The sequence below is a fragment of the Pseudomonas sp. 2822-17 genome, from assembly GCF_002742485.1.
GTDB classification, from domain to species: Bacteria; Pseudomonadota; Gammaproteobacteria; order Pseudomonadales; family Pseudomonadaceae; genus Aquipseudomonas; species Aquipseudomonas cyclaminis.
This window is the reverse complement of sequence record NZ_LJRZ01000500.1, coordinates 213,949-239,663: the sequence shown is the minus strand read 5'-3', so window position 1 is coordinate 239,663 and position 25,715 is coordinate 213,949. Positions and strand designations below refer to the sequence as shown.

At 62.4% G+C, this 25,715-nt stretch carries 26 protein-coding genes and 1 pseudogene; 19 read left to right on the top strand and 8 right to left on the bottom strand.

Features of this window, described 5'->3' with window-relative positions:
- Positions 1-6: 6 nt before the first annotated feature.
- The 5 genes from pyrR to gshB form a co-directional block, all read right to left on the bottom strand.
- Positions 7-513 (bottom strand): bifunctional pyr operon transcriptional regulator/uracil phosphoribosyltransferase PyrR, encoded by a 507-nt coding sequence (pyrR, locus tag AOA60_RS19535; RefSeq protein ID WP_099585837.1) that lies wholly within the window; start codon positions 511-513, stop codon positions 7-9.
- Positions 514-586: 73 nt separating this feature from the next.
- Positions 587-1,024, bottom strand: coding sequence for a Holliday junction resolvase RuvX (gene ruvX, locus AOA60_RS19530; protein WP_003176676.1), 438 nt, complete (start codon positions 1,022-1,024; stop codon positions 587-589).
- The gene (locus AOA60_RS19525) at positions 1,024-1,593 is read right to left on the bottom strand and encodes a YqgE/AlgH family protein (protein WP_099585836.1); all 570 of its coding nucleotides are present in this window, start codon (positions 1,591-1,593) and stop codon (positions 1,024-1,026) included. Before AOA60_RS19525 ends, ruvX begins: the two co-directional genes overlap by 1 nt.
- Before the next feature lie 67 nt (positions 1,594-1,660).
- Complete coding sequence (locus AOA60_RS19520) at positions 1,661-2,566, bottom strand: energy transducer TonB (RefSeq protein WP_099585835.1); 906 nt, start codon at positions 2,564-2,566, stop codon at positions 1,661-1,663.
- A 77-nt stretch (positions 2,567-2,643) separates the two neighbouring features.
- Complete coding sequence (gene gshB / locus AOA60_RS19515) at positions 2,644-3,597, bottom strand: glutathione synthase (protein WP_099585834.1); 954 nt, start codon at positions 3,595-3,597, stop codon at positions 2,644-2,646.
- Positions 3,598-3,835: 238 nt separating this feature from the next.
- Between gshB and pilG the strand changes: the two genes are divergently transcribed.
- The 6 genes from pilG (at position 3,836) to AOA60_RS19485 (ending at position 13,615) form a co-directional block, all read left to right on the top strand.
- Entirely contained in the window at positions 3,836-4,243 is a 408-nt protein-coding gene (gene pilG, locus AOA60_RS19510) for a twitching motility response regulator PilG (protein WP_099585833.1), read from the top strand.
- Positions 4,244-4,289: 46 nt separating this feature from the next.
- Positions 4,290-4,655 (top strand): twitching motility response regulator PilH, encoded by a 366-nt coding sequence (pilH, locus tag AOA60_RS19505; protein WP_003176670.1) that lies wholly within the window; start codon positions 4,290-4,292, stop codon positions 4,653-4,655.
- 12 nt (positions 4,656-4,667) lie between these two features.
- A complete protein-coding gene (locus AOA60_RS19500) occupies positions 4,668-5,192 on the top strand; it encodes a chemotaxis protein CheW (RefSeq protein WP_099585832.1) in 525 nt (174 codons plus the stop codon).
- Entirely contained in the window at positions 5,189-7,240 is a 2,052-nt protein-coding gene (locus tag AOA60_RS19495; RefSeq protein WP_099585831.1) for a methyl-accepting chemotaxis protein, read from the top strand. Before AOA60_RS19500 ends, AOA60_RS19495 begins: the two co-directional genes overlap by 4 nt.
- Positions 7,241-7,347: 107 nt before the next feature.
- Complete coding sequence (locus AOA60_RS19490) at positions 7,348-13,167, top strand: Hpt domain-containing protein (protein ID WP_099585830.1); 5,820 nt, start codon at positions 7,348-7,350, stop codon at positions 13,165-13,167.
- Positions 13,160-13,615, top strand: a complete 456-nt coding sequence (locus tag AOA60_RS19485; RefSeq protein ID WP_099585829.1) for a chemotaxis protein CheW — start codon at positions 13,160-13,162, stop codon at positions 13,613-13,615. Before AOA60_RS19490 ends, AOA60_RS19485 begins: the two co-directional genes overlap by 8 nt.
- A 102-nt stretch (positions 13,616-13,717) precedes the next feature.
- Here the strand turns inward: AOA60_RS19485 and AOA60_RS19480 are convergent.
- Positions 13,718-13,801 (bottom strand): annotated as a pseudogene (locus AOA60_RS19480) (transcriptional regulator); the annotation flags it as partial.
- 562 nt (positions 13,802-14,363) lie between these two features.
- Here AOA60_RS19480 and AOA60_RS19475 point away from each other — a divergent pair.
- The 12 genes from AOA60_RS19475 to madM all read left to right on the top strand — a co-directional run bounded on the left by AOA60_RS19475 (position 14,364) and on the right by madM (position 22,969).
- Positions 14,364-14,603 carry a DUF6124 family protein gene (locus tag AOA60_RS19475; RefSeq protein WP_099585828.1) on the top strand — a complete coding sequence of 80 codons (240 nt, stop codon included), beginning with the start codon at positions 14,364-14,366 and terminating at the stop codon, positions 14,601-14,603.
- A gap of 61 nt (positions 14,604-14,664) precedes the next feature.
- Positions 14,665-15,294 (top strand): nucleotidyltransferase domain-containing protein, encoded by a 630-nt coding sequence (locus tag AOA60_RS19470; RefSeq protein ID WP_099585827.1) that lies wholly within the window; start codon positions 14,665-14,667, stop codon positions 15,292-15,294.
- Complete coding sequence (locus AOA60_RS19465; protein ID WP_099585826.1) at positions 15,257-15,691, top strand: hypothetical protein; 435 nt, start codon at positions 15,257-15,259, stop codon at positions 15,689-15,691. Before AOA60_RS19470 ends, AOA60_RS19465 begins: the two co-directional genes overlap by 38 nt.
- Positions 15,692-15,862: 171 nt before the next feature.
- Positions 15,863-17,533, top strand: coding sequence for a malonate decarboxylase subunit alpha (gene mdcA / locus AOA60_RS19460; RefSeq protein ID WP_099585825.1), 1,671 nt, complete (start codon positions 15,863-15,865; stop codon positions 17,531-17,533).
- Complete coding sequence (locus AOA60_RS19455) at positions 17,534-18,367, top strand: triphosphoribosyl-dephospho-CoA synthase (RefSeq protein ID WP_099585824.1); 834 nt, start codon at positions 17,534-17,536, stop codon at positions 18,365-18,367.
- Entirely contained in the window at positions 18,367-18,666 is a 300-nt protein-coding gene (locus AOA60_RS19450; protein ID WP_099585823.1) for a malonate decarboxylase subunit delta, read from the top strand. The genes AOA60_RS19455 and AOA60_RS19450 overlap by 1 nt, the downstream gene beginning before the upstream one ends.
- The gene (locus AOA60_RS19445) at positions 18,659-19,498 is read left to right on the top strand and encodes a biotin-independent malonate decarboxylase subunit beta (RefSeq protein WP_099585822.1); all 840 of its coding nucleotides are present in this window, start codon (positions 18,659-18,661) and stop codon (positions 19,496-19,498) included. Before AOA60_RS19450 ends, AOA60_RS19445 begins: the two co-directional genes overlap by 8 nt.
- Positions 19,495-20,253, top strand: coding sequence for a biotin-independent malonate decarboxylase subunit gamma (gene mdcE, locus AOA60_RS19440; protein ID WP_099585821.1), 759 nt, complete (start codon positions 19,495-19,497; stop codon positions 20,251-20,253). The genes AOA60_RS19445 and mdcE overlap by 4 nt, the downstream gene beginning before the upstream one ends.
- Positions 20,247-20,843 (top strand): malonate decarboxylase holo-ACP synthase, encoded by a 597-nt coding sequence (locus tag AOA60_RS19435; RefSeq protein WP_099585820.1) that lies wholly within the window; start codon positions 20,247-20,249, stop codon positions 20,841-20,843. Before mdcE ends, AOA60_RS19435 begins: the two co-directional genes overlap by 7 nt.
- Positions 20,840-21,739: a malonate decarboxylase subunit epsilon gene (gene mdcH, locus AOA60_RS19430; RefSeq protein WP_099585819.1), complete on the top strand. Its 900-nt coding sequence runs from the start codon at positions 20,840-20,842 to the stop codon at positions 21,737-21,739. Before AOA60_RS19435 ends, mdcH begins: the two co-directional genes overlap by 4 nt.
- A 67-nt stretch (positions 21,740-21,806) precedes the next feature.
- Entirely contained in the window at positions 21,807-22,220 is a 414-nt protein-coding gene (gene madL / locus AOA60_RS19425) for a malonate transporter subunit MadL (protein WP_099585818.1), read from the top strand.
- Entirely contained in the window at positions 22,205-22,969 is a 765-nt protein-coding gene (gene madM, locus AOA60_RS19420) for a malonate transporter subunit MadM (protein ID WP_099585817.1), read from the top strand. The genes madL and madM overlap by 16 nt, the downstream gene beginning before the upstream one ends.
- A 110-nt stretch (positions 22,970-23,079) precedes the next feature.
- On the opposite strand, the gene AOA60_RS19415 is transcribed toward madM, so the two are convergent.
- On the bottom strand, positions 23,080-23,994 hold the full coding sequence (locus tag AOA60_RS19415) for a LysR substrate-binding domain-containing protein (RefSeq protein WP_099585816.1): 915 nt from the start codon (positions 23,992-23,994) through the stop codon (positions 23,080-23,082).
- 144 nt (positions 23,995-24,138) lie between these two features.
- Here AOA60_RS19415 and AOA60_RS19410 point away from each other — a divergent pair, with 144 nt between their 5' ends.
- Complete coding sequence (locus AOA60_RS19410) at positions 24,139-24,756, top strand: hemolysin III family protein (RefSeq protein WP_099585815.1); 618 nt, start codon at positions 24,139-24,141, stop codon at positions 24,754-24,756.
- Here AOA60_RS19410 and AOA60_RS19405 read toward each other — a convergent pair.
- Positions 24,751-25,653, bottom strand: coding sequence for a LysR family transcriptional regulator (locus AOA60_RS19405; protein WP_099585814.1), 903 nt, complete (start codon positions 25,651-25,653; stop codon positions 24,751-24,753). The two genes, AOA60_RS19410 and AOA60_RS19405, sit on opposite strands and share 6 nt — an antisense overlap.
- Positions 25,654-25,715: the final 62 nt, after the last annotated feature.

Here is a 25,715-nt window from a genome sequence, read left to right as displayed (position 1 = left end):
GGCGGTTTAAAGGGCAAGGTCTTGCAGTTCGAGTTCGAGCGGCGTGGGACCGGACAATTTTACCCGTTGCCGGGCTTGCAGCGACAGTGTGGCGCCGACCACATCCGGGCTGATCGGCAACTCGCCGGCATCCAGGTCCAGCAGGCAGACCAGCGTGATACTGGCCGGGCGGCCGTAGTCGAACAGCTCGTTCATGGCGGCGCGGATGGTGCGGCCGCTCATCAGCACGTCGTCGATCAGCACCAGGTGCTGGCCTTCGATCTCGAACGGCAGGGCCGACGGGCGCACTTGTGGATGCAGGCCGTTCTGGCTGAAGTCATCGCGGTAAAAGGATACGTCCAGGGTGCCCAGGGGCGAATCGCTGCCCAGTGCTTCCAGCAGCGCCTGGGCCACCCACACGCCACCGGTGCGAATGCCGATGAAGCGCGGCTCGCTGATGCCACGGTGTTCCAGGTTAGCCTTGAGGCGTATTGCCATCTGGCTGATCAGTTCGGCGGGGTTCGGCAGGCTCATGGTGGCTCCTTCAAGGCCTTGCTGTAGGCAAGTTCCGGGCTCAAACGTAAGAAGACGCGGCAAGCCGCGTCAGTCAGGATTCAAATAACGCGGTGTTTTCATCCAGCCAGCCCTGCAACAGCAAGGCGGCGGCGATGGCGTCCACGGGGTTGTCGCGGTAGCTGCCTTTCTGCCCGCCACGGTCGCGGCGTTCACCCTTGGCTTCAAAGGTCGTCAGGCGTTCGTCGTGGGTATAGAAGGGAATGTTGTAGCGGCCGTTGAGGCGGCGGGCGAACTTTTCGGCGCGCAGGCACATGTCGCTGGGGGTGCCGTCCATGTTCAGGGGCAGGCCGACCACTACCGCGTCGGGCTTCCACTCTTTAATGAGGGCTTCGACCTGGTTCCAGTCCGGTATGCCGTTCTGGGCCTTCAGGGTGCACAGCTCACGGGCCTGGCCGGTGATTACCTGGCCGACCGCTACGCCGATCTGTTTGGTGCCGTAGTCAAAGCCGAGGATCAGACGCAAGGCCATCAGGCGTGCCCCGCCTGGCTGGTCAGCAGGCTGAGGTTGACGCGCAGCTTGGCGGCGGCCGCTTCCAGGCGTAGTTCGCTGGCAGTGTTGAACAGAATGTCGGCATCAAACGGGCAGGTCAGCCAGGCATTGCTGGCCAGTTCGGCTTCCAGTTGCCCGGCTTCCCAGCCGGCGTAGCCCAGAGTGATCACACTTTGCTCGGGGCCTACGCCGTCGGCGATGGCGAACAACACGTCCTGGGAGGTGGACAGCGACACGCCGTCCAGGTCCACCGTGGCCTGGAACGTCGGCCCGGTCGGGTGCAGCACAAAGCCGCGATCCGTCTGTACCGGCCCGCCGATGTAGATCGGAACACCCTGGCAACGGGCCGGCGGATCGATCTCGGGGCGCAATTGCTCAAGGATATCGGCCAGGTTCAGCGCTTGGGGCCGATTCACCACCAACCCCATGGCACCCTTGGCCGTGTGCTCGACGATGTAGGTCAAGGTGTGCGCAAAGTTCGGGTCGGCCATATGGGGCATGGCGATCAGGAATTGGTGCTTGAGGTAGGTCGGGCTGACATTTTTCATGTCCGCTAGTGTGGCGTTGGAGGGGCGAACTGACAAGCTGGGGATGTGTCGCACAGGGCAATTGTCATCAATTGCTCGACAGCCGATCGCCCTTGGCAAACTTCCACGTGCGGATGATTTCCAGGCGGTCCACGTCGTTCAGGTCGCCGGTAAACGGCGCGAAAGGCGCAGCCAGGCGCACGATACGCTGTGCGGCCTGGTCCAGCAGCGGCTGGCCGGAGGACTCCAGCACCTGCACTTCATATAAGGTGCCATCGCGGTTGATCGACACTAATAGACGCAAATTGCCGTAAATCTGCTGGCGCCGTGCTTCTTCCGGGTAGTTGAGGTTGCCGATGCGCTCGACCTTCTTGCGCCACTCGTCCTTATACCAGGCGCCTTTGTCGCGCATGGTCGAGGCGGCATTCAGGCGGTAGATGCGTGGGCGCTTGGCGTACAACTGCTGTTCGTTGGCCAGTTCGGCTTCCAGACTGGAGATTTCGTCGGACAGGGTCGAGCTGTCGAAAGTAGGCGCCGGCTTCACGGGCTCCGGCTGCGGCTCGGTCTTGGTCTTTTCGCGCTGGACCGGGGCTTTTTGTGGTTTGGGTGCGACGGTGGTCACCGTCGGCTTGGGTGTAGCCTGCTTGACCTCAGGCTTGGGCGAGGGAGGCGGCGTGACCTTATTGACCTTGTTGTCCTGGAACGGTGCCAGTTCGGTGGTCTTGGGGATGGCTTTCTTGTCGAGGGTGCCGCTGCCCTGTTGATTGTCCTGAGCCAGAAAGTCCGCCTTCTCAGGCTTCTTTTCACTCTTGAAGGTGGCGAGGGTGATTTCCAGGGTCTTGGTGATCTGCTTGGGCTCGACCATGGTGAAACCCACGCCGAGCAGCAAGGCCAAGTGAATCAAGGCGGCCAGGAACAGGGTAAATCCGAGCCGATCAGCCGGGCGCACGCCGCTATGGGAGAGTTCGGGGGGCAGATCGGACGGGAGTGTCATGACAAAAAAACCAACATCGCGCGTTTCACAGGTGGCGCATGATAACGCAATGTTGGTGCGTGTCCGGCTGTTCTATGTCACTTGGCTTGTAGCTTGCGCTCAATGGCGGCCATCAGCATTTCGCCGATGTTGGTGCCAAAGGCGTTGTCGATCTCGCGGATACAGGTCGGGCTGGTGACGTTGATTTCGGTGAGATTTTCACCAATCACGTCAAGGCCTACAAACAGTAAACCCTTTTCCCGCAGGGTCGGGCCGACTTGGGCTGCGATCCAACGGTCCTTGTCCGTCAGAGGACGCGCTTCACCGCGACCACCGGCGGCCAGGTTGCCACGGGTCTCACCGGCTGCCGGGATACGCGCCAGGCAGTAGTCCACCGGTTCGCCGTCGATCATCAGGATGCGCTTGTCGCCGTCCTTGATCGCCGGAATGTAAGCCTGGCCCATGATCTGCTGAGTACCCAGCACGGTCAGGGTTTCCAGGATTACCGACAGGTTCGGGTCGCCGGCGCGGTGACGGAAGATCGACGTGCCGCCCATGCCGTCCAGCGGCTTGAGGATCACATCGCCATGTTTGGCGGCGAACTCACGCAGCACATCGGCGCGGCGGCTGACCACGGTCGGCGGTGTGCATTGCGGGAACAGTGTGGCGAACAGCTTTTCATTGCAGTCGCGCAGGCTCTGCGGCTTGTTGACGATCAGTACACCGGCGCGCTCGGCCTGCTCCAGCAGGTAAGTGGAGTAGACGAATTCCATGTCGAACGGCGGATCCTTGCGCATCAGGATCACGTCCAGATCGCTCAGCGGGCTGTCGATCTCGTCCGAAAGCTCGAACCATTTTTCCGGGTTGGCGAACACCTGCAGCGGGCGCATGCGTGCGCGGGCCTCGCCGTCGCCCTGGTACAGATCGCGCTGCTCCATATAAAACAGGGTCCAGCCGCGGGCCTGGGCGGCCAGGAGCATGGCCAGCGAGCTGTCCTTTTTATAGGAAATGCTGGCGATAGGGTCCATGACAATGCCGACGCGAACGCTCATGGGGGATTTCCTCTAGCAAATTGGGCGCATAAAAGTGGCGTCAGAGTGGCGCTGCGGCTGTTGTGGGTCAAGGAAAAACCACCTGGCGGGTGCCTCGATAGATTGCTCCCCGAGACTGTGCTAAAAAGACTGCCACGGCGCAGCAGCCCTTGAAATCCAAGGCCTGCGACGCTCATCCTGTGCAACATCAGGCAGTACACACCGAAAACCGATTCGCTGTGGCGATGGTAGAGCAGATATGGAACAGCATTCCAACGCCTTGAGAGTGATGGTGATCGACGATTCGAAAACGATCCGCCGCACCGCCGAGACGCTGTTGAAGCACTCGGGCTGCGAGGTCATTACGGCCCTCGACGGTTTCGATGCCCTGGCCCGGATTGTTGATCATCACCCGCACATTATCTTTGTCGACATCATGATGCCGCGCCTGGATGGCTATCAGACCTGCGCCCTGGTGAAGAACAACCCGGCGTTCAAGTCGATCCCGGTGATCATGCTGTCCTCCAAGGACGGCCTGTTCGACAAGGCCAAGGGGCGCATCGTGGGTGTCGATCAGTTTTTGACCAAGCCTTTCAGCAAGGAAGAACTGCTGGGTGCGATCAAGGCATATGTGCCGGGGTTCGCCGCAGTAGAACAAGCACACTGACGCCGCCCCACAAGGGCCGGCGCCGACCAATGTAGTGGGGAAAACCATGGCACGTGTTCTGATCGTCGACGATTCGCCGACTGAAATGTACAAACTCACCGGCATGCTGGAAAAGCACGGCCATCAGGTCCTCAAGGCCGAAAACGGCGCCGACGGCGTAGCCCTGGCTCGTCAGGAAAAGCCCGATGCAGTACTGATGGACATCGTGATGCCGGGCCTCAATGGCTTCCAGGCCACGCGCCAGTTGTCCAAGGAGCCTGAGACCAACGCTATCCCGATCATCATCATTACCACCAAAGACCAGGAAACCGACAAGATCTGGGGCGCACGCCAGGGCGCCAAGGATTACCTGACCAAGCCGGTCGACGAAGAAACCCTGATCGCCACCCTGAACAAGGTGCTGGCCGGCTGACGGCACGCCATCATGACCGAGTCGCAAACCGCCTTCGAGTTGCTGCTGGACATCGACCGCCGCTGCCGCCTGCTGGCCGCCGACCTGCCGTCCCAGGAAGCCCGCCTGCAACGCTGGAGCGGGATCGGCTTTCGCCTGGGGCAACATTGGTATGTGGCGCCCATGGGCGAAGTCGCCGAAGTCCTGCATGAACCGCGATGCACTTTAATGCCCGGGGTCAAGGCCTGGGTCAAAGGTGTTGCTAACCTGCGCGGGCGCCTGCTGCCGGTGATGGACCTGGGTGGTTTCCTCGGCCTTGCGCTGTCCAAGGCGCGCAAGCAGCGGCGGGTGCTGGTGGTGGAATACAACGATCTGTTTGTCGGGTTGCTGGTAGACGAGGTGGTGGGCATGCAGCATTTTGCACAAGACGCCTTGCTGGCGAGTGCCAGCCCCGGCGCGCCGTTTATCCAGGGCCAGTTCGACGGCGACCCGCCGTGGCAGGTCTTCAGCCCCTTCGCCCTGGCCCAGGCCCCAGGCTTCATGGACGTCGCCGCATGACCACCGCTACCGCGCCCAAACCCCAGGCCGGCTCGCGCAGCCGCTCACAGATCATCGTGCTGTTTATCGCACTGATCGTGTTCATCATGCTGCTCTTCGCCAACTTCGCGTACCTCAACACCCAGTCCACCTATGACAAACAGTACATCGGCCACGCCGGTGAGCTGCGGGTGCTGTCCCAGCGCATTGCCAAGAACGCTACCGAAGCCGCCGCCGGCAAGGCCGCTGCCTTCAATCTGCTGGGTGACGCGCGCAACGATTTTGCCCAGCGCTGGGGCTACCTGAAAAAAGGCGACCCGCAAACCGGCCTGCCTGCGGCGCCCAGTGCGGTGCGGGCCGAGATGCGCGCAGTGCAGACCGACTGGGAAGCGCTGCTGAAAAACACCGACGCCATCCTCGCCAGCGAGCAGACCGTGTTGTCCCTGCACCAGGTGGCCGCGACCCTGGCCGAAACCGTGCCGCAATTGCAGATGGAATCGGAAAAGGTCGTCGACATCCTGCTACAACGTGGCGCCCCGGCCAGCCAGGTGGCCCTGGCCCAGCGCCAGTCGCTGCTGGCCGAACGTATTCTGGGGGCGGTCAACACCGTGCTGGCCGGCGACGAAACAGCCGCGCAGGCCGCCGACACCTTTGGCCGCGATGCCGCCCGTTTTGGCCAGGTGCTCAATGGCATGCTCAACGGCAACCCCGGCCTGCGCATCACCCAGGTCGAAGACCACGATGCCCGCGCGCGGCTGGCGGATATCGCCGAACTGTTCGAATTTGTCTCCGGCTCCGTGGATGAAATCCTCGAAACCTCACCGCAACTGTTTCAGGTGCGCGCCTCGGCGAGCAATATTTTCAATCTGTCGCAAACCCTGCTCGATGAAGCCTCGCACCTGGCCACCGGGTTTGAAAACCTCGCCAGCGGGCGCAGCTTCGACACCATTGGCGGCTACGTGCTGGGCCTGCTGGCGTTGGCCTCGATCATCCTGATTGGCCTGGTGATGGTGCGTGAGACCAACCGCCAACTGCACGAGACTGCCGAGAAGAACGAGCGCAACCAGAACGCGATCATGCGCCTGCTCGATGAAATCGAAGACCTGGCCGATGGCGACCTCACCGTGACGGCCTCGGTGACCGAAGACTTCACCGGCACCATCGCCGACTCCATCAACTATTCCGTGGACCAACTGCGCGATCTGGTCGCGACGATCAACCTCACCGCCGGCCAAGTTGCCGGTGCGGTGCAAGAAACCCAGGCCACCGCCATGCACCTGGCCCAGGCCTCGGAGCATCAGGCCCAGCAGATCGCCGAAGCGTCCACCGCGATCAACCAGATGGCCCAGTCCATCGACCAGGTATCGGCCAATGCCGCCGAATCCTCGGCCGTGGCGGAACGCTCGGTGGAGATTGCGAACAAGGGCAACGAGGTGGTTCACAACACCATCCACGGCATGGACAACATCCGCGAACAGATCCAGGACACCGCCAAGCGCATCAAGCGCCTGGGCGAATCGTCCCAGGAGATTGGCGACATCGTCAGCCTGATCGACGACATCGCCGACCAGACCAATATCCTCGCCCTCAACGCCGCCATCCAGGCGAGCATGGCCGGGGATGCCGGACGCGGCTTTGCGGTGGTGGCGGATGAAGTGCAGCGACTGGCCGAGCGCTCATCGGCCGCCACGCGGCAGATCGAAACCCTGGTGAGGGCGATCCAGACCGACACCAACGAGGCGGTCATCTCCATGGAGCAGACCACCACCGAAGTGGTCCGCGGCGCACGGCTGGCCCAGGATGCCGGCGTGGCGCTGGAAGAGATTGAAGGCGTGTCGAAGACCTTGGCGGCGTTGATCCAGAGCATCTCCAATGCAGCGCAGCAGCAGACGTCATCGGCGGGGCAGATCTCCCTGACCATGAACGTGATCCAGCAGATCACTACGCAGACGTCGTCGGGGTCGACCGCGACTGCCGAAAGCATCGGTAACCTGGCGAAGATGGCGAGCCAGTTGCGCAGGTCGGTGTCGGGCTTCACCCTCCCGCCCCCGAAACAGGCAGATGACTGAAATGCATTCCAAATGTGGGAGGGGGCAAGCCCCCTCCCACATTGGATCTCAATCATTGTTGAGATCTGGGCAATACCAGCAACCCACGAATTCTAAGCGGAGCAGTTATGGTTGACCGGCACGACTACGTGGCCCTCGAATGGGTCAAGGGCGACATTGCCGAAACCCTGAAACAGGCCCGTTCGGCGCTGGATGCGTTTGTCGAAACCCATGACGATGACGTGATCTGCCAATGCCTGGCCGGTATCCATCAAGTGCATGGCGCGCTGCAAATGGTTGAATTCTACGGCGCGGCGCTGCTCGCCGAAGAGATCGAAGAACTGGCCCTGGCGCTCCAGGCCGGGCAGGTCAGCCAGCGCGAGGAAAGTATCCGTCTGCTGCAACAGGCCCTTGGCCAACTGCCCCTGTACCTCGACCGCGTGCACAGCGCCCGCCGCGATCTGCCGTTGGTGGTGCTGCCGCTGCTCAACGACCTGCGCAGTGCGCGAGGTGAAAGCCTGCTCTCGGAAACCAGCCTGTTCAGCCCACAACTGCTGTCGATTGCGCCACTGCCCGATGAAGCCCTGGCTCAGCGTGCAGCGCCGGACCTGCATGAACAACTGCGCCAATGGCACCAACTGCTGCAACAGGGCCTCGCCGGGTTGCTGCGTGAAGACCACGGCCCCAGCAATCTGGAAGACATGGCGCGTGTGTTCGCACGCCTTGAAGCCCTGTGCCAGGGCGCGCCATTGTTGCCGTTGTGGCAAGTGACGTCGGCGCTGGTCGAAGGCATGCTCACCGGCGTTGTTGCCAACAGCCCGGCCTTGCGCAGCCTGCTCAAGGCCAGTGACAAGCAGCTCAAGCGTTTGCTGGCCCAAGGTATTGGTGGAATCAACCAGTCTGCGCCGGATGAGTTGCTCAAGAGCCTGTTGTTCTACGTCGCCAAAGTCACCCGGCCGACGCCGCGCATGCAAAGCCTCAAGGAACGCTACGGCCTGGATGAAGCCTTGCCCGACAGCGCCGTGGTCGACGCCGAACGTGCCCGCCTGGCCGGGCCGGACCGCAATGCCATGGGCTCGGTGCTCGGTGCGTTGTGTGAAGAGCTGGTGCGGGTCAAGGAGCGCCTCGACCTGTTCGTACGCAGCGACCGCCAACACACCCACGACCTCGATGCGCTGCTGGCGCCGCTGCGGCAGATCGCCGATACCCTGGCGGTGCTGGGGTTCGGCCAGCCGCGCAAAGTCATCATCGATCAGCTTGCGGTGGTACTGAGCCTGGCCCAAGGCCAACGCGAACCCAATGACGCCGTACTGATGGACGTCGCGGGCGCGCTGCTCTACGTCGAAGCCACCCTGGCCGGAATGGCCGGCACCGTCGAACCGGAAAGCCGCGAAGAAAGCCGCCTGCCCACCACCGACCTGACTCAGATTCACCAACTGGTAATCCGCGAGTCTTGCCAGTGCCTGAAGCAAGCCAAAGAGCTGGTGATTGACTGCATCGAAGCCGACTGGGACCGTCAGCGCCTGGAGTCCCTGCCGGAACTGCTGAGCCAGGTGCGCGGCGCATTGGCGATGATTCCGCTGCCGCGTGCAGCGAGCCTGATGCGCGGCTGCACCGATTACGTCGATGAGCAGTTGGTCGTCAACCATGACGCGCCGTCCGAGACGCAGTTGGCCCATTTTGCCGAGGTAATCAGCAGCCTGGAGTACTACCTCGAACGCATGCTCCAGGACCCCGACGCCGCCGGTGAACGGGTATTGGAACTGGCCACCCAGAGCCTCGCGGCGCTGGGTTACCTGCCTGCTGAAAAACCCTGGCGCCAGGCCTTGCTGGCCCCCGATGGCGTGCTGTCGACGGATGAGGCCCCGAGCCAATCCCAGTTCGACGCGTTGGCCAACCCCACGTCGCGCCTCAACCCGCCGGCCCTGCAACGCCCCGGTAGCCTCTTGCCACCCCCGGCTGATGAAGCGCCCATCGACGATGAACTGCGCGAAGTCTTCCTCGAAGAGACCGACGAAGTCCTCGACGTGCTGCACCGTCACTTGCCCAACAGCGCGGACAAAACCGCCCAAGGCGAAATGCGCCGCGCCTTCCATACCTTGAAAGGCAGTGGTCGCATGGTGCGCGCCCTGGTGCTGGCCGAACTGGCATGGGCCGTGGAAAACCTGCTGAACCGTGTGCTCGAACGCAGCGTGGCCCTCGGCCCCGGAATCCAGCAGGTGCTGGATGATGCCGTGGCCTTGCTGCCGGAATTGATCGCCGACTTTGCGACGGACGACCAACACCAACGCGACGAAGTCGACACACTGGCCGCTCGCGCCCACGCCTTGGCCGGTGGCGGCGCTGTATCCGCTGCCGAGCCCCATGACCCGATGCTGCTGGAGATCTTCCGCAATGAAGCCCAGAGCCACCTGGACAGCCTCAACCACTTCCTGCAACAGGCCGCCGAGCATGTGCCACTGCAAGTCAGCGATGAGCTGCAACGCGCCCTGCACACCCTCAAGGGCAGTGCCTACATGGCCGGCGTATTACCGATCGCCGAACTGGTGCGACCGCTGGATCACCTGACCCGCGAATACAAGGCCCATCGCCTGCCGCTGGACCTGGACGAAGTGGAGTTGCTGCTGGAAGCCGAAGCCCTGTTCCAGCGTGGCTTACGCCAACTGGACCGCGACCCTCTGGTGCCGATCAAGGGCGCGGCCGACCTGATTGGCCGCACCCAAACCCTGCTCGACCATCAGTTGGCCGCGCTGCTCGACGCGCCCAACACCGGCTTGCGCATCAAACGCGACCCGCAACTGATCACCAACTTCCTGGCCCAGGGCATGGACATCCTGCTCGACGCCGAAAGCCTGCTGCGGCGCTGGCAACAGCACCCCGGCGAGCGCCAGGAACTCACCGCCCTGCTGGATGAACTGACCACCCTGGGAGAGGGCGCACACACCGCCGACCTGCATCCCATCGACGAGTTGTGCGAAGCCTTGCTCGACCTCTATGGGGCGGTGGAAGAGAGCAGCCTGGCGGTCAGCGAGCGGTTTTTCCATGAGGCCGAACAGGCCCATGAAGCACTGATCAACATGCTTGACCAGTTGGCCGCCGGCCAGGAAATCAGCCCGGTGCCGGCCCGGGTGCAGGCCCTGCGCGACCTGCTGGACGATGCCCTCGACCCGTCCGCCACCGGTCTGATCAAAACCGACGGCAACCGTGCGCTGAGTATTGCTGAACTGGGCGCTGCCACCGCGCAGTTGGAGCATGAAACGGCGATGGACGATGAGATCGTCGAGATCTTCCTCGAAGAAGCCGTGGACATTCTCGACAGCGCCGGGCAGTCCCTCAAACGCTGGTTGCTGGAACCTGAAAGCGCAGCACCGTTGTCCTCGTTGCAGCGCGACCTGCACACCCTCAAGGGCGGCGCGCGCATGGCCGAAATCGGCCCGGTGGGCGATCTGGCCTACGAATTGGAATGCCTTTACGAAGGCCTGGTGGACCGGCGCTACAGCTACAGCACCGAGCTGTCCCAGGTGCTCATGGCCAGCCATGAACGCCTGGCTTTACAGCTGGACGAACTGCACCGCCACCAGCCCTTGAGCGACAGCACCGAGCTGGTTGCCAAGCTGCGCGAACTGCGCCAGAGCAGTACGCCCGCCGCACAGGCTCCTGCGCCTGAAACGGCGGGCGCCGACCCGGAATTGCTGGATATCTTCCTCGAAGAAGCCGCCGATATTCTCGACAGCTCCGGCAGCGCGCTGCTGCGCTGGCAAGCCGAGCCGAACAATCGCCAGGAAGTCGAGACCCTGCTGCGCGACTTGCACACCCTCAAGGGCGGCGCGCGCATGGTCGAGATCGGACCGATTGGTGACCTGGCCCATGAGCTTGAGTTTCTCTACGAAGGGCTATCGGCCGGCTTGCTCGCACCATCCGCCGAACTGTTCGCGCTGCTGCAAGGCTGCCATGACCGCCTGGCGCAGATGATCGACGCCGTGGCAGACGGCTTGCCCGTGGGCGCGGTGGACAAGCTTATCGGACGCATCAGAAGCCTGGTGCACCCAAGCGTAGAAGCAGTGGCACCGGTCGCATTGCCCGCAGGCAAGACCGAGGCGGTCGTTGACCCCGCCGCCGACATGGTGAAGATCTCCGCTGACCTGCTGGATGACCTGGTCAATCTGGCCGGCGAGACCTCGATCTTCCGTGGTCGTATTGAACAGCAAGTCAATGACGCACGCATCGCCCTGACCGAGGTGGAAACCACCATCGAGCGCATGCGCGATCAACTGCGCCGCCTCGACACCGAAACCCAGGGCCGCATCCTCAGCCGCCAACAGGCCGAGGCCGAGCGCCTGGGCTATGAAGACTTCGACCCGTTGGAAATGGACCGCCATTCGCAGTTGCAGCAATTGTCACGTGCGTTGTCCGAATCCGCCTCCGATTTGCTCGATCTGAAGGACACCCTCGACCGTCGCAACGAGGACGCGCACGCCCTGTTGCAGCAACAGGCACGCATCAACACCGAATTGCAGGAAGGCCTGATGCGCACGCGCATGGTGCCGTTCGAACGCATGCTGCCACGCCTCAAACGCATCGTGCGCCAGGTGGCGGGCGAGTTGGGCAAGGACGTGGAATTCATCGTCGGCAACGCCGAAGGTGAGATGGACCGCAACGTGCTGGAACGCATGGCGGCGCCTTTGGAACACATGCTGCGCAACGCCGTCGATCATGGCCTGGAATCCAGTGAGGCGCGCCTGCTGGCCGGCAAGCCGAAAAAGGGCCGCATCACCCTGGACCTGACCCACGAAGGCGGCGACATCGTGTTCGACATGCGCGACGACGGCGCTGGCGTGCCCCTGGACGCGGTGCGGCGCAAGGCGATCAAGCGTGGTTTGCTCGGCCCTCATCAAGAGATCAGCGACCGCGACGTGTTGCAGTTTATCTTGCAGCCGGGGTTCTCCACTGCCGAGAAAATCACCCAGATTTCCGGACGTGGCGTGGGCATGGACGTGGTGCATGAAGAAGTACGCCAGCTTGGCGGCTCGATGTTCATTGAGTCGACGCCGGGCGAGGGCGTGCATTTTCGCATTCGTTTGCCGTTCACCGTGTCGGTCAACCGTGCGCTGATGGTGCAGTGCGCGGACGATCAATACGCGATCCCGCTCAATACCATCGAAGCGTTGGTGCGGGTGCTGCCCCATGAGCTGGCGGGGCACTATCAGCAAGATCCGCCACGCTATGAATATGCCGGGCAGAGCTACGAGTTGTTCTACCTGGGCGACCTGCTGCACACCGTCGGCCGGCCCAAATTATTGGGCCAGTACCAACCGGTGCCGGTGTTGCTGGTGCAGTGCAATGAGCGCCGCGTGGCGGTGCATGTGGACGCCATGGCCGGTACCCGGGAGATCGTGGTCAAGGGCCTGGGGCCGCAGTTTGCCGGGGTGCAGGGGTTGTCCGGCGCGACCATCCTGGGCGACGGCCGCGTGGTGCTGATCATCGACTTGCTTGCGCATATCCGCGAACGGCAACCGGCGTTGCCGGCCCAGTCGGTGGATGCGCCGCTGATCCTCAACGACCCACTGAAAAAGCGCCCGCTGCTGGTGCTGGTGGTGGACGACTCGGTCACCGTGCGTAAAGTCACCAGCCGCCTGCTGGAACGCAACGGCATGAACGTGCTCACCGCCAAAGATGGCATCGACGCCCTCGCGTTGCTCGAAGAACACACCCCGGACCTGATGCTGCTCGACATCGAAATGCCGCGCATGGACGGTTTTGAAGTGGCCACGCAAGTGCGCAACGACCCACGCCTGATGCGCCTGCCGATCATCATGATCACCTCCCGCACCGGCCAGAAACACCGCGACCGCGCCATGGCCATTGGCGTCAACGACTACCTCGGCAAGCCGTATCAAGAGTCGGTGCTGCTGGAAAGCATCGCCTATTGGAGCAAGTCCCATGCTTGACCACCGCACCAGCCAACTCACCGGCCTGCTGCTGCCCCTGGCTGACCGTCACCTGGTGCTGCCCAACGTCGCCGTGGCCGAACTGATCGACTTCCAACGCGGCGAACCGGCCAGCGATGCGCCGCCGTGGTATCTGCGGCAAGTGACGTGGCGGGATCGGCAGATTCCGTTGATCAGTTTCGAAGCCGCGTGCGGCGAGGCCAGCGTGACTGGCGAACGCTCACGGATCGTGGTGTTGAACGCGCTGGGCGGGCGACCGACGTTGAAGTTTATTGCGTTGGTTATCCAGGGGATTCCCCGGTCGTACAAGCTCGACAGCGAGTTGAGCTACGTGGACGTGCCGCTGTGCCCGTTGGAACTGGCGGCGGTGCAGGTGGGGGAACAGGTGGCGAAGGTGCCGGACCTCATGGGGTTGGAAGCCTTGCTGGTCGAATCCGGATTGGCCTGAACACTCTTCTCAAATTCAGTGAGACCTACTGTGGGAGCTGGCTTGCCTGCGATAGCGGTGGGTCAGTCACACATTAGCCAACTGACCCACCGCCATCGCAGGCAATTCGGTAATGGTGATGCCCAGGGCAGGGATTACATCTTCAAGCAAGCTTTCACCGGGGTGAGGTGGGTTGTGCATGCCCATATCGATACCTCTACTCAGTGGTAGTCAAGATAATCGACCAGTTCGACCTGGTCGTCGAAATTGTGATGTGATGCATCACACTCTGCAACGGCCTTGCATCGGGTTTAACAGTCGGATTCATGATGTCTGCCCGTGGCACGATTCGGATGGAAAAGGCTAGAGAGACGGGTTCCGAGCAACAACCTGAAAAACCTGTCGGAGCATTCCTCGCTCTCTATCGGAACGATGAAGATAGGCGGGGCCTTCGGATTTTTCGTGCAGGATTTTGGGCCGTGCATGAACTTGTCGCGCTCAGCCCGCGCGCCTAGTCTTCGTCCCGTCATCGCAAAAAACGGTGACACGGACGTGCAAGTCCGGTTACATGTCGGCGCACCAGCGCCCATAGCCATCCAACGGGCGTTTTTTATGCCTGCTGTATTCGTTATGGCGGCTGTGCGTGGGAGATCCCTTGGGGTCTGCCGGGGTCCGATATGCCCGGTCTTGCACACCTGCGCACGGCTGCCACCCTAATTCGCGTGCAAGCGGAGCGGGCAGTCTCCATCACATATCGGAGCTGTAAATCATGATCAAACCTACCCCTAATCCGCCCCTCTTCACCGTAAAGCCTCATCAAGACACCGAAACCCTGCTGGTCAACGCCAGCGAAACCCTGTCCTCCCTCAACGCACTCACCTGCAACCTGGCCTTCGACCTGGACACTTCCCAGCGCGCCATCATGCTCGGGATTCAGCAAATGGCCGAGTTGGGGCAACTGTTGGTGGATCGGGCGCTGGAACAGATTTCTCCATCTTCTACAGCTTAAAACTTGATCGTTCCCAAAAAGGGACCTATCGTTCCCTTTTTGGGACTCATTGGCCGCCGCAATGCAAAACTTACCGCTCAGCACCGCGCTCTTCACCGTCACCCAGCAAAAAGTACTGAGCCTGCTTTTCGGTAAGCCCGACCAAAGCTTCTTCACCAATGAAATTGCGCGATGGGCTCATGTGGGCAAAGGCAGCCTCACCCGGGAGCTGGAGCGCTTGCAGTTGGCGGGCATTTTGAGCATGACGCGCCAAGGCAACCAGATCCACTACCAAGCCAACCCCCAATGCCCGATCTACTCGGAGCTGTTAGCCATTGTGCGCAAGACGCTGAGCCTGGATGAGCCATTGCGCGCTGCACTGGCACCGTTCGCCGAGAATATAACCTGGGCTTTTATCTACGGTTCCATCGCGAAGGGCGAAGCGCACTCATCCAGTGACATAGATCTGATGCTGATTGGCGAAAGCCTCAACTACAGTGAAGTCATGGAGCAGCTCATACCGTTGGAAGAGCAACTGGGCCGTCCCATCAATCCGACGCTTTACACCCCCGAAGACTGGCTCAGCAAATGGAATGCCGGGAACAGTTTTGTGCAGCGGGTCGTGCAGCAGGACAAGATCAATCTAATTGGGGGCAACCCTCTGGAATCCTCGAATGGACAGCAAGGCAAACCTGGAGAATCTGCGACGTAGCGGTGGCTTGAAGGCTGAGCCACCGGATCGCAAGGAGTGTGATGGGCTGATGCGTTCAGCCCTGCACCGCCTGAAAGATGCTGGTAATCCACAGTTAGCGTTCGCCAGTCGTTTCGACCTGGCTTACAACGCCGCCCATGCTCTCGCGCTCACGGCTTTGCGTCTGCGAGGCTATCGCTCTGACAAACGCTATCTGGTGTTTCAATGTCTGGTTCACACCACCGACGTGAGCAAGGTGGCGGTAAGGTTATTGGCCCTGTGTCATGAGCGTCGAAATCTGGCGGAATATGAAGGGTATATGGATGAGGATGAGGCCCTGCTGGGTCAATTGATTGATAGCGCCACAGCACTGCTGAATAAGGTGCAGGATTTGTTGGCTGGCCATGAGTGGAGATAGCGTGGTTCGTTCAAACACAGCCACTCCCACATTTTGACCTTCAGCTGGCTCGGGTCAGCGTTTGCTGACGGTCCATTACTCCAGCCGTAACGATCCACCGCCGGGCTTGATTGATGGCCCCCTGAATCACTCCTAAGGTAAGCCCACGACAGCAACCCTCGTGGAGCGACCATGACAACAATAACTACCCCCGACTCGCGCTGGACGCGGCGGCGCGATGAGAAGCAGCGGCGGCTCGGGCTGGTCAAGAAGTACGCAGACGGGGCCGTGCTGCCCAGTGACAAGATCGTCGAAGCGCTTGAAGCTTTGATCCTGCCGGGCGACCGCGTTGTATTGGAGGGCAACAACCAGAAACAAGCCGATTTCCTCTCGCGCTCCCTGGCCAAGGTCGACCCCACCAAGCTCCACGATTTGCACATGATCATGCCCAGTGTCGGCCGTTCCGAGCACTTGGACCTGTTTGAAAAAGGCATCGCCCGCAAGCTCGATTTCTCCTTTGCCGGCACCCAATCCCTGCGCATCAGCCAGTTGCTCGAAGACGGCCTGCTGGAAATCGGTGCGATCCACACTTACATCGAACTCTACGCACGGCTGGTGGTGGACCTGATCCCCAACGTGGTGCTCTCCGCCGGTTTCATGGCCGACCGTGCCGGCAATATCTACACCGGCGCCAGTACCGAAGACACGCCAGCGCTGATCGAACCCGCCGCCTTCAGCGATGGCATCGTGATCGTGCAGGTCAACCAGTTGGTGGACGATGTCACCGACTTGCCCCGCGTCGACATCCCGGCGAGCTGGGTGGATTTTGTGGTGGTGGCCGACAAGCCGTTCTACATCGAGCCGCTGTTCACCCGCGACCCGCGCCACATCAAGCCAGTCCACGTGCTGATGGCGATGATGGCGATCCGTGGCATCTACGAAAAACACAATGTGCAGTCGCTCAACCATGGCATCGGTTTCAACACCGCCGCCATCGAGCTGATCCTGCCCACCTACGGCGAATCCCTCGGCCTGAAGGGCAAGATCTGCCGCAACTGGACCCTCAACCCGCACCCGACGCTGATCCCGGCGATCGAAAGCGGTTGGGTGCAAAGCGTGCATTGCTTCGGCACGGAACTGGGCATGGAGAACTACATCGCCGCACGCCCGGATGTGTTCTTCACCGGCCGCGATGGCTCGATGCGCTCCAACCGCATGTTCTGCCAACTCGCCGGCCAATACGCGGTAGACCTGTTTATCGGCGCCACCCTGCAAGTGGATGGCGACGGCCACTCCAGCACCGTGACTCGTGGCCGCCTCGCCGGCTTTGGCGGCGCGCCGAACATGGGCCACGACCCACGTGGCCGTCGCCACGGTACCCCGGCGTGGTTGGATATGCGTCACGACGATGCGCCTGAGGCCTTGCTCGAACGCGGCAAAAAACTCGTGGTGCAAATGGTCGAGACCTTCCAGGAGGGCGGCAAGCCGACCTTCGTCGACACCCTCGACGCGGTGGAAGTGGCACGTAAAAGCGGCATGCCGCTGGCGCCGATCATGATCTACGGCGACGACGTCACCCACCTGCTTACCGAAGAAGGCATCGCCTACCTGTACAAGGCGCGCTCCCTGGAAGAGCGCCAGGCGATGATTGCCGCTGTTGCCGGCGTGACCGCCATCGGCCTGCGCCACAACCCCAAGGACACCGCGCGCATGCGCCGCGAGGGCCTGATCGCCTTGCCCGAAGATCTGGGCATCCGTCGTACCGACGCCACCCGCGAGCTGTTGGCCGCCAAGAGCGTGGCCGATCTGGTGGACTGGTCCGGTGGCCTGTACAACCCGCCCGCCAAATTCAGGAGCTGGTAAATGCGCGCTCTTAAACTGCACGAACTCAGCCTCGCGGATCGCCTGGCGGACATGGCCGTTGATGCATTGATCGATGAAGCCGATCTGTCGCCCAAACCTGCCCTGGTGGACCGTCGCGGCAATGGCGCCCACAGCGATTTGCACCTGGGGCTGATGCACGCCTCGGCGCTGTCGTTGTGGCCGATGTTCAAGGAAATGGCCGAAGCTGCGCTTGAAATCGGTGAGGTCGGCTTGCCCCTGCGCGAAGCCCTCGGGCGGATCGGCCGTGAAGGTGAGCAAGTGATGCTGATCACCACCAACGGTGTAAACACCCATCGCGGCGCGATCTGGGCGCTCGGCTTGCTCACTGCTGCGGCAGCCCTGGAACCTCGCGCAGTAACGCTGAATGCCGCCCGATTGGCCCTGCTCAACGACCGCTACGCCCCACAATCGCGGAGCCACGGTGCTGAGGTCGCGCAACGCTACGGCGCCCGTGGAGCCCGTGAAGAAGCACAACTTGGCTTCCCCTCGGTGATGCAACGCGGCCTGGTGCAACTGCACAAAAGCCGCAGCCAGAACGCCGGCGAACAGAACGCACGCCTCGACGCCTTGCTGGCGATCATGACCGAGCTGGCCGACACCTGCGTGCTCTACCGCGCCGGCACCGAAGGCTTGCACGCGATGCAGCGTGGCGCCCAGGCAGTGCTCGATGCGGGCGGCAGCGCAAGCCTCGCCGGGCGCCGCCAGCTGCATGAGCTCGACCACCAATTGCTGGCCCTGAATGCCTCCCCCGGCGGCGCCGCCGACCTGTTGGCCGCCTGCCTGTTTATCGACCGCCTCGACGGAGCGTTGTGATGGAAACCTTATCCTTTGAGTTCCCCGCCGGGCAGCCGCCGAAAGGTCGTGCGCTGGTGGGTTGCGTCGGCTCCGGCGACCTGGAAGTCCTGCTGGAACCGGGCACGCCCGGCACGCTGACCATTCAGGTACAGACCTCGGTGAATGGCGCTCAGCAACGCTGGCAGCATGTGTTCGAACGCATCTTCCAGGAGCAGACGCCGCCCGCCCTGAAGATTGATATCCACGATTTCGGTGCCACCCCCGGCGTGGTGCGCTTGCGCCTGGAGCAGGGTTTCGAGGAGCTCGGCCATGATTGATTTCTCCAGACACAGCTTCGTTGAGCTGGGCGCTCGGCAGCGGGCCAAGGCCTTGCTGGACGCCGGCACGTTCCGCGAATTGATCGACCCGTTCCAACGGGTCATGTCGCCCTGGCTCAGCCGCCAGGGCGTGGTGCCCCAGGCTGACGACGGCGTGATCATCGCCAAGGGCAGCATCGATGGCTTACCGGTGGTGATCGCCGCCATCGAAGGCAATTTCCAGGGTGGCAGCCTGGGTGAGGTCGGCGGCGCAAAAATCGCCAGCGCGCTGGAACTGGCCGCCGAGGACAACCGCAAAGGCATTGCGACCCGCGCCGTGCTGCTGCTGGAAACCGGCGGCGTGCGATTGCAGGAAGCCAACCTGGGCCTGGCTGCGATTGCTGATATCCACGCGGCGATTGTCGACGTGCGCCAATACCAACCGGTGATCGGGGTGGTGGCGGGCAGCGTTGGCTGTTTTGGTGGCATGTCCATTGCCGCCGGATTGTGCAGCTATCTGGTGGTGACCCGCGAAGCGCGCCTGGGCCTCAACGGCCCGCAAGTGATCGAGCAGGAAGCCGGGCTGGAGGAGTACGACTCCCGTGACCGCCCGTTTATCTGGAGCCTTACCGGCGGCGAGCAGCGCTTCAACAGCGGTCTCGCCGACCGTTATGTGGCCGACGATGTGGCGCAGATCCAACAGACCGTCACCGCGTTGCTGCATCAAGGCATGCCCGCTCAACAGCGCAGCCAGCAGGCTGATCTGTATCTCGCACGCCTGGCCGAACTGGACGCGGCGGCGCAAATCGACCCGGCGACGGTTCGCGATCTGTATCAGGGAGAACGCTCATGAGAGGTTTGCAGTGGTTCAACGCATTGAGCGCCGGCGCCGCACCTGTTGACGGGTTGCCGGCTTCGCTGAAAGTCGCCGATGGCCCATTAGGTCGTTTTATCGCCGTGGTCACGGATGAGCAAAACCGCTTCCCCCGTGCCCGCAATGGCGAAGTCGGCCTGCTGGAAGGCTGGGGGTTGGCCAAGGCCGTGGACGAAGCCATCGCTCGCGGCGACAAGCGTCCCATCATCGCTATCGTCGATGTGCCGAGCCAAGCCTATGGCCGTCGTGAAGAAGCCCTGGGCATCCATCAAGCCCTGGCCGCCGCCGCCGACAGCTACGCCCGCGCCCGATTGGCCGGGCATCCGGTGATCGCGCTACTGGTGGGCAAGGCCATGTCCGGTGCTTTCCTCGCCCACGGCTACCAGGCCAATCGCCTGATCGCCCTGCGCGATCCTGGTGTGATGGTGCACGCCATGGGCAAGGCGTCGGCGGCGCGGGTGACCCTGCGCAGCGTCGAAGAGCTGGAAGCATTGGCCGCCAGCGTGCCGCCCATGGCCTATGACATCGACAGTTACGCCAGCCTTGGTTTGCTGTGGGAAACCTTGACGGTCAGCCAGATTGAACAGCCTACGGCGGACGATGTGGCGCGGGTCAGTGATTGTCTGGTGAGTGCGATCAAGGACATTGGCACGTCCGATTTGAGCGGACGCCTCGGCGCCACCAATCGTGCCGCTTCCAGCCACGTGCGCCAACTGTTGCGCGAGCAATGGTGAACGCCCACGACCTGCTCTGGGGCATGACCCCGGCGCATCTGCCCGCCGACGCACCGGCCTGGGCGGTGGACGTGATCAGCGCCGGTCACCCGGTGGTGGTGCGTCGCGCCCTCGCCGAGCCGGGCGAGGTGGCGATCGGTGTGCGTGGGCGTTTGCGCGAACAGCGTTTTGCCGCCGTGATGCCGATGGCGGCGGTGCGTCGGCGCGTGGTGCCGGAGGCGTTGCGCGCCGTGATCTCGACCCGGGATTTGCCCGCGTTGCAGGCATTGCAGCAGGTGCGACCGGTGCTGGGCCAGGCAAGCTGGGGCGTCAGTGGCAGTGCGGGTTTTGAGTTGGCGAGCGGTATTGAAGCGCTGCATGCGATGAGTGACCTGGATTTGATCCTGCGCGCACCTGAGCCGCTGGATCGCAACGATGCGCGGGCGCTTCTGGAACAATTGGATAAGGCGGCGTGCAGCGTTGACCTGCAGCTGCAAACCCCGTTCGGCGCCGTCGCCTTGCGCGAATGGGCCGGGCCGTCACGCCGCGTATTGCTCAAAACCGTCAGCGGTGCGCACCTTGTACTCGACCCCTGGCAGGCCGTGGCATGAGCAGTCTGCTGGTGTTTCCGGGGCAGGGCGCCCAGCGCACGGGCATGCTCCAGGCGTTGCCGGCCGACATCCTGGCCGAGGCCAGCGATGCCTTGGGCGAAGACGTGCGCCGGCTCGACTGCGCGCAAGCCTTGGCCAGTACCCGCGCCGTGCAACTGTGCCTGTTGATCGCCGGCGTGGCGCACGCTCGCCTCCTGCAACACACCCCGGATTACGTGGCTGGTCTGTCCATCGGTGCCTACCCGGCAGCGGTAATCGCCGGCGCGCTGGCGTTTGCCGATGCGGTCAGGTTGGTCAGCCTGCGTGGTGAGCTGATGCAACAGGCTTATCCACAGGGCTATGGCATGACTGCTTTGATAGGCCCGCAGTTATCCACCGTCGAAACCTTGCTGGCTGAGGTCCACAGCCCGCAAACCCCGGTGTACCTGGCCAATATCAATGCCGACAACCAGACCGTCATCGCCGGCAGTGATGCCGCCATGAAGCGCGTTGCCGAGCGCATCAAAGGCAATGGCGTCGCCAAGCGCCTGGCGGTCAGCGTGCCGTCCCATTGCGCATTGCTGGAGCAACCGGCCCAGGCGCTGGCGCAAGCGTTCGTTGCACTGAAGGCACCGCGTATCACCTATTTGAGCAGCACCCGTGCGCGGCCGATCCACAATCCCGAGCAACTGCGCGACGACCTGGCCTTCAACATGTGCCGCGTGGTCGACTGGCGCGGCACCGTGCAAAGCGCCTATGAGCGCGGCGTGCGCCTGCAAATCGAACTGCCGCCGGGCGCCGTGCTCACCGGTCTGTCACGCCGCGTATTCGAACAAGGTACGGTGATCGCCTGCGAAGGCGCGCGCCTGGACACGTTGCAGGCCCTGCTGCAAGAGGAGGAGCGCCGCCACCGATAAAGCACCACCCAAGGCTTTCGAAGCACAAAAACAACAATTTCGATCGAGCACTTTGAGGACAACAACAATGATTATCTACGGTGTGGCGTTTCTGGCGCTCTGCACGTTGGCTGGCCTGTTTGTCGGTGAACTGCTGGGTAAGTGGATGGGTATTCCTGCCAACGTCGGCGGGGTGGGCATCGCCATGTTGCTGTTGATTGGGCTGGGCAGTTACCTCGGCAAGCGGGGCTTGTTTACCGGCAAGTCGGAGCAGGGCGTGAGTTTCTGGGCGGCGATCTATATCCCTATCGTGGTGGCCATGGCCGCCCAGCAGAACGTGTATGGCGCCATCAGTGGCGGGCCCATGGCGATACTGGCCGGGACCCTGGCCGTGGTGCTGGGCTTTGCCCTGGTGCCGGTGTTGGTGCGCATCGGCAATCGTGAGCCGAGCGCGGCCGTTCCCACCAAAGAGGCGGGGGGATCGCCATGTACGAATCCTTGATGAAAGTGATCACCGGCTACGGCCTGATCAGCGGTTTCGCGGTGATCGGCCTGACCATGTGGGTGTCCTACTGGATCTCCGACACCTTTACCAAAGGCCGCCTGCACGGCTCAGCCATCGCCATCCTGCTCGGGCTGGTGCTGTCGTACGTCGGTGGTGCCTTCACGGGTGGCGCCAAGGGTGTGGTGGATATTCCGTTGTTGTCGGGCATCGGCCTGTTGGGTGGGGCGATGCTGCGCGATTTCGCGATTGTCGCCACGGCGTTTGGTGTGAGTGTCGATGAGCTCAAGCGCGCTGGATACGTGGGTGTGCTTGCGCTGTTTGTCGGGGTGGGCTCGTCGTTTGTCGCCGGCGTCGGCGTGGCCATGGCGTTCGGTTACACCGATGCGGTGAGCCTCACCACCATTGGCGCGGGCGCCGTGACCTACATCGTCGGCCCGGTGACTGGCGCGGCGATTGGTGCCAGCTCCGAGGTGATGGCGTTGTCGATTGCGGCGGGGTTGATCAAGGCCATTCTGGTGATGGTGATGACGCCGTTCGTGGCACCGCTGATCGGTTTGAACAATCCGCGCAGTGCGGTGATTTTTGGTGGGTTGATGGGCACGTCCAGCGGCGTGGCGGGCGGGTTGGCGGCGACTGATCCGAAGCTGGTGCCTTACGGCTGTTTGACCGCAGCGTTCTATACGGCGCTGGGGTGTCTGCTGGGGCCGTCGTTGCTGTTTTTGCTGATGCGGGGGTTGGTGGGCTGATTTCGGGATTTGTGCTGTCTGGTGTGGCGCTATCGGGGGCAAGCCCCCTCCCACATTTTTAATTGCGGATACATTCAAGTGTGGGAGGGGGCTTGCCCCCGATAGCGGTCTCAGGCCTGCCGATTGGCATACATCCGACACTCCGCCAACAGCGCCAGTAAATTCGGGTCACGTTCCTTGGCCTTCAAGAACACCACGCCAATCTGCTGCTGCAACCGATACCTGGGTTGCAGCGGTATCAGCTTCACGCGGTTCTCATACACCGCCGCAATTCGCCCCGGCAGCAGCGCATAACCCACCCCCGAACTGACCATGCTCAACAGCGTGAAGATGTCATTGACCTGCATCGCCACTTTCGGCTCGAACCCCGCTTGCTTGAACACCCGGTTGCCATCCTGGTGAGTGGCGAAGCCTTGGGTGAGGGTGATGAAAGTAGCGTCGCGCACGTCGGCCAGGTCGATTTCGCGTTCACGGTCGAAGGGTGAATCGGCCGGTGTGGCGAGGAAGATGTCGTCGGAGAACAGCGCAATCTGCTCGCAATCGGGGTCGTTGGCGTGTTCGTCGAGGGAGATCAGGATCGCGTCCACTTCCATGTTCTTGAGCTTGTAGAGCAGGTCGAAGTTGGAGCCCAGGATCAGGTCGATGTTGAGCTCGCTGCGGCGGATCTTCAGGCCCATGATCAGCTGCGGCACGGTTTTGACCGTCAGCGAATACAGCGAGCCCAGCTTGAAACGCTCGGCGGAAAAACCCGCGGCTTCGCGGGTCAGGCGCACGCTGTCGACCACATCGGCCACCAGTTTCTGTGCGCGTTCTTCGAGCACGTAGGCACTTTCCAGCGGTGTGAGGTTGCGCCCTTCGTGTTTGAACAGCGGGCAGCGCAGGGCGTTTTCCAGGGAGTGGATGGCGCGGTGCACGCTGACGTTGCTGGTTTGCAACTCGGCCGCGGCGCGGGCCAGGTTGCCGGTACGCATGAACGCCAGGAAGATTTCGAGCTTTTTGAGGGTGAATTCTTCGTCGATCAGCATGGCCGCAGGCTCTTGTTCGAATGTTCCCGATTGTGCCCGCAAAACTGCGCGGCGTCGCTGGAACGTCATGCGGCGCTTGCACTCTTAAGCCCAAGGCGGGAGGCTTGCCGCCAGCCGTTAATGGTTACAGGAGGTCGGTAACACATGTATCACGGGGAACGATTCAACGCCTGGAGCCATTTGCTCGGTGCAGTCGCGGCGTGTATTGGCGCCGTGTGGATGTTGGTGGTGGCGAGCCTCGATGGCAGCCCCTGGAAGATCGTCAGCGTGGCGATTTATGGTTTTACGCTGATGGTGCTGTACAGCGCGTCGACCGTGTACCACAGCGTGCGCGGGCGGCGAAAAGAGATCATGCAGAAGGTCGATCACTTTTCGATCTACCTGTTGATCGCCGGCAGTTACACGCCGTTTTGCCTGGTGACGCTAAGAGGCCCGTGGGGCTGGACGCTGTTCGGCATCGTGTGGGGGCTGGCGGTGATTGGCATTTTGCAGGAGATCAAGCCGCGCTCCGAGGCGCGCGTTTTGTCGATCGTCATCTACGCAGTGATGGGCTGGATTGTCCTGGTGGCGGTCAAGCCGCTGATCGCCGCATTGGGCACCGCTGGGTTTACCTGGCTGGCGTCGGGCGGGGTGTTGTACACCGTCGGCATTATCTTTTTTGCCCTGGAGGACCGCCTGCGGCACTCCCATGGGATCTGGCACCTGTTTGTGATCGGCGGCAGCCTGCTGCATTTCGTGGCGATCATGCGCTACGTGCTATAGGCGTTCCAGCAACTCACAGGCGCGGCTGCCGAAGATCTCCAACAGCTTGGCCAACATATGCGGTGGCGGCTCATTGGCGCGTGTCAGGGCGTACAGGGTGATCGGCAGCGGCGGCGTGAGAGGGCGGATGCAGGTAGTGGCCGTCGAGGCGCCCAGTGCGGTGAAGGGGTCGATCACGGTCAACCCCGCGCCGGACTCGACCATCGCGCGCGCCAATGAATAGGTTTGCACCGAGATCGTCACCCGTGGCGCCGGTTCGACACTCTCCAGGTAGCTGTCGAGTTTGGCGGCCAGCGGGTCGGCGCTGGATAACCCAATCAGCGGCGCGCCGGCCAGGTCGGCCAATGGCAACGGCTGATGCAGTTCCGCATCCGGCCAATAGCCTTTGGACGCCAACGCCACCAGCACGCCGTTGGCCAGCACTTGGGTGGTCAACCCCGGATGGCCTGAGAAATTGAGGGTCAGCGCCAGGTCAATCTCGCGCATCAACAGCTTTTGCACCAGTTCGCGGCTATGGTCGCTGGACAGTTCACAGGCCATCTCCGGGTAGTCGCGCTTCCATTCCAGAATCGCCGGTGGCAGCAGCGACAGCGCCAGCGCGGGGATTGCACCGATGCGCACGCTTTGTCCCGGTGCACGGCGCAAGCTCTTGGCCAGGCGCCGCACCCCTTGCAGGCTCGCGGTGACTTTCTCGACTTCGCTTTCCAGCGCCAGGGCTTCCGGTGTGGGTTGCAACTTGCCGCGCACGCGCAGGAACAAGGGGAAACCCAGCTGCAATTCGGCGTGCTGCAACACTTTGGTCACTGCGGGCTGCGACACGTGCAGCAGTTGCGCGGCGGCGCTGACGGAGCCGGTCTGGCGGATCGCCTGGAAGATCTCGATATGACGCAAGCGCATGGCAAGTCCATAACCTTTGTTTATAGGTGGCCCATCTTTATTCATTGTCGGTGGCCTGTCAC

What these genes read in the sequence shown, in the direction of transcription:
- AOA60_RS19465 (WP_099585826.1), top strand. Translation starts at nt 15,257, where the DNA reads ATGGACAGCAAGGCAAACCTGGAGAATCTGCGACGTAGCGGTGGCTTG.
- AOA60_RS19525 (WP_099585836.1), bottom strand. Translation starts at nt 1,593, where the DNA reads ATGAAAAATGTCAGCCCGACCTACCTCAAGCACCAATTCCTGATCGCC.
- mdcE (WP_099585821.1), top strand. Translation starts at nt 19,495, where the DNA reads ATGAGAGGTTTGCAGTGGTTCAACGCATTGAGCGCCGGCGCCGCACCT.
- AOA60_RS19485 (WP_099585829.1), top strand. Translation starts at nt 13,160, where the DNA reads ATGCTTGACCACCGCACCAGCCAACTCACCGGCCTGCTGCTGCCCCTG.
- AOA60_RS19445 (WP_099585822.1), top strand. Translation starts at nt 18,659, where the DNA reads ATGATTGATTTCTCCAGACACAGCTTCGTTGAGCTGGGCGCTCGGCAG.
- AOA60_RS19450 (WP_099585823.1), top strand. Translation starts at nt 18,367, where the DNA reads ATGGAAACCTTATCCTTTGAGTTCCCCGCCGGGCAGCCGCCGAAAGGT.
- ruvX (WP_003176676.1), bottom strand. Translation starts at nt 1,024, where the DNA reads ATGGCCTTGCGTCTGATCCTCGGCTTTGACTACGGCACCAAACAGATC.
- pilH (WP_003176670.1), top strand. Translation starts at nt 4,290, where the DNA reads ATGGCACGTGTTCTGATCGTCGACGATTCGCCGACTGAAATGTACAAA.
- AOA60_RS19455 (WP_099585824.1), top strand. Translation starts at nt 17,534, where the DNA reads ATGCGCGCTCTTAAACTGCACGAACTCAGCCTCGCGGATCGCCTGGCG.
- AOA60_RS19435 (WP_099585820.1), top strand. Translation starts at nt 20,247, where the DNA reads ATGGTGAACGCCCACGACCTGCTCTGGGGCATGACCCCGGCGCATCTG.
- pyrR (WP_099585837.1), bottom strand. Translation starts at nt 513, where the DNA reads ATGAGCCTGCCGAACCCCGCCGAACTGATCAGCCAGATGGCAATACGC.
- AOA60_RS19470 (WP_099585827.1), top strand. Translation starts at nt 14,665, where the DNA reads ATGCAAAACTTACCGCTCAGCACCGCGCTCTTCACCGTCACCCAGCAA.
- AOA60_RS19520 (WP_099585835.1), bottom strand. Translation starts at nt 2,566, where the DNA reads ATGACACTCCCGTCCGATCTGCCCCCCGAACTCTCCCATAGCGGCGTG.
- madM (WP_099585817.1), top strand. Translation starts at nt 22,205, where the DNA reads ATGTACGAATCCTTGATGAAAGTGATCACCGGCTACGGCCTGATCAGC.
- AOA60_RS19495 (WP_099585831.1), top strand. Translation starts at nt 5,189, where the DNA reads ATGACCACCGCTACCGCGCCCAAACCCCAGGCCGGCTCGCGCAGCCGC.
- AOA60_RS19500 (WP_099585832.1), top strand. Translation starts at nt 4,668, where the DNA reads ATGACCGAGTCGCAAACCGCCTTCGAGTTGCTGCTGGACATCGACCGC.
- AOA60_RS19405 (WP_099585814.1), bottom strand. Translation starts at nt 25,653, where the DNA reads ATGCGCTTGCGTCATATCGAGATCTTCCAGGCGATCCGCCAGACCGGC.
- gshB (WP_099585834.1), bottom strand. Translation starts at nt 3,597, where the DNA reads ATGAGCGTTCGCGTCGGCATTGTCATGGACCCTATCGCCAGCATTTCC.
- mdcA (WP_099585825.1), top strand. Translation starts at nt 15,863, where the DNA reads ATGACAACAATAACTACCCCCGACTCGCGCTGGACGCGGCGGCGCGAT.
- madL (WP_099585818.1), top strand. Translation starts at nt 21,807, where the DNA reads ATGATTATCTACGGTGTGGCGTTTCTGGCGCTCTGCACGTTGGCTGGC.
- AOA60_RS19410 (WP_099585815.1), top strand. Translation starts at nt 24,139, where the DNA reads ATGTATCACGGGGAACGATTCAACGCCTGGAGCCATTTGCTCGGTGCA.
- mdcH (WP_099585819.1), top strand. Translation starts at nt 20,840, where the DNA reads ATGAGCAGTCTGCTGGTGTTTCCGGGGCAGGGCGCCCAGCGCACGGGC.
- AOA60_RS19415 (WP_099585816.1), bottom strand. Translation starts at nt 23,994, where the DNA reads ATGCTGATCGACGAAGAATTCACCCTCAAAAAGCTCGAAATCTTCCTG.
- AOA60_RS19490 (WP_099585830.1), top strand. Translation starts at nt 7,348, where the DNA reads ATGGTTGACCGGCACGACTACGTGGCCCTCGAATGGGTCAAGGGCGAC.
- AOA60_RS19475 (WP_099585828.1), top strand. Translation starts at nt 14,364, where the DNA reads ATGATCAAACCTACCCCTAATCCGCCCCTCTTCACCGTAAAGCCTCAT.
- pilG (WP_099585833.1), top strand. Translation starts at nt 3,836, where the DNA reads ATGGAACAGCATTCCAACGCCTTGAGAGTGATGGTGATCGACGATTCG.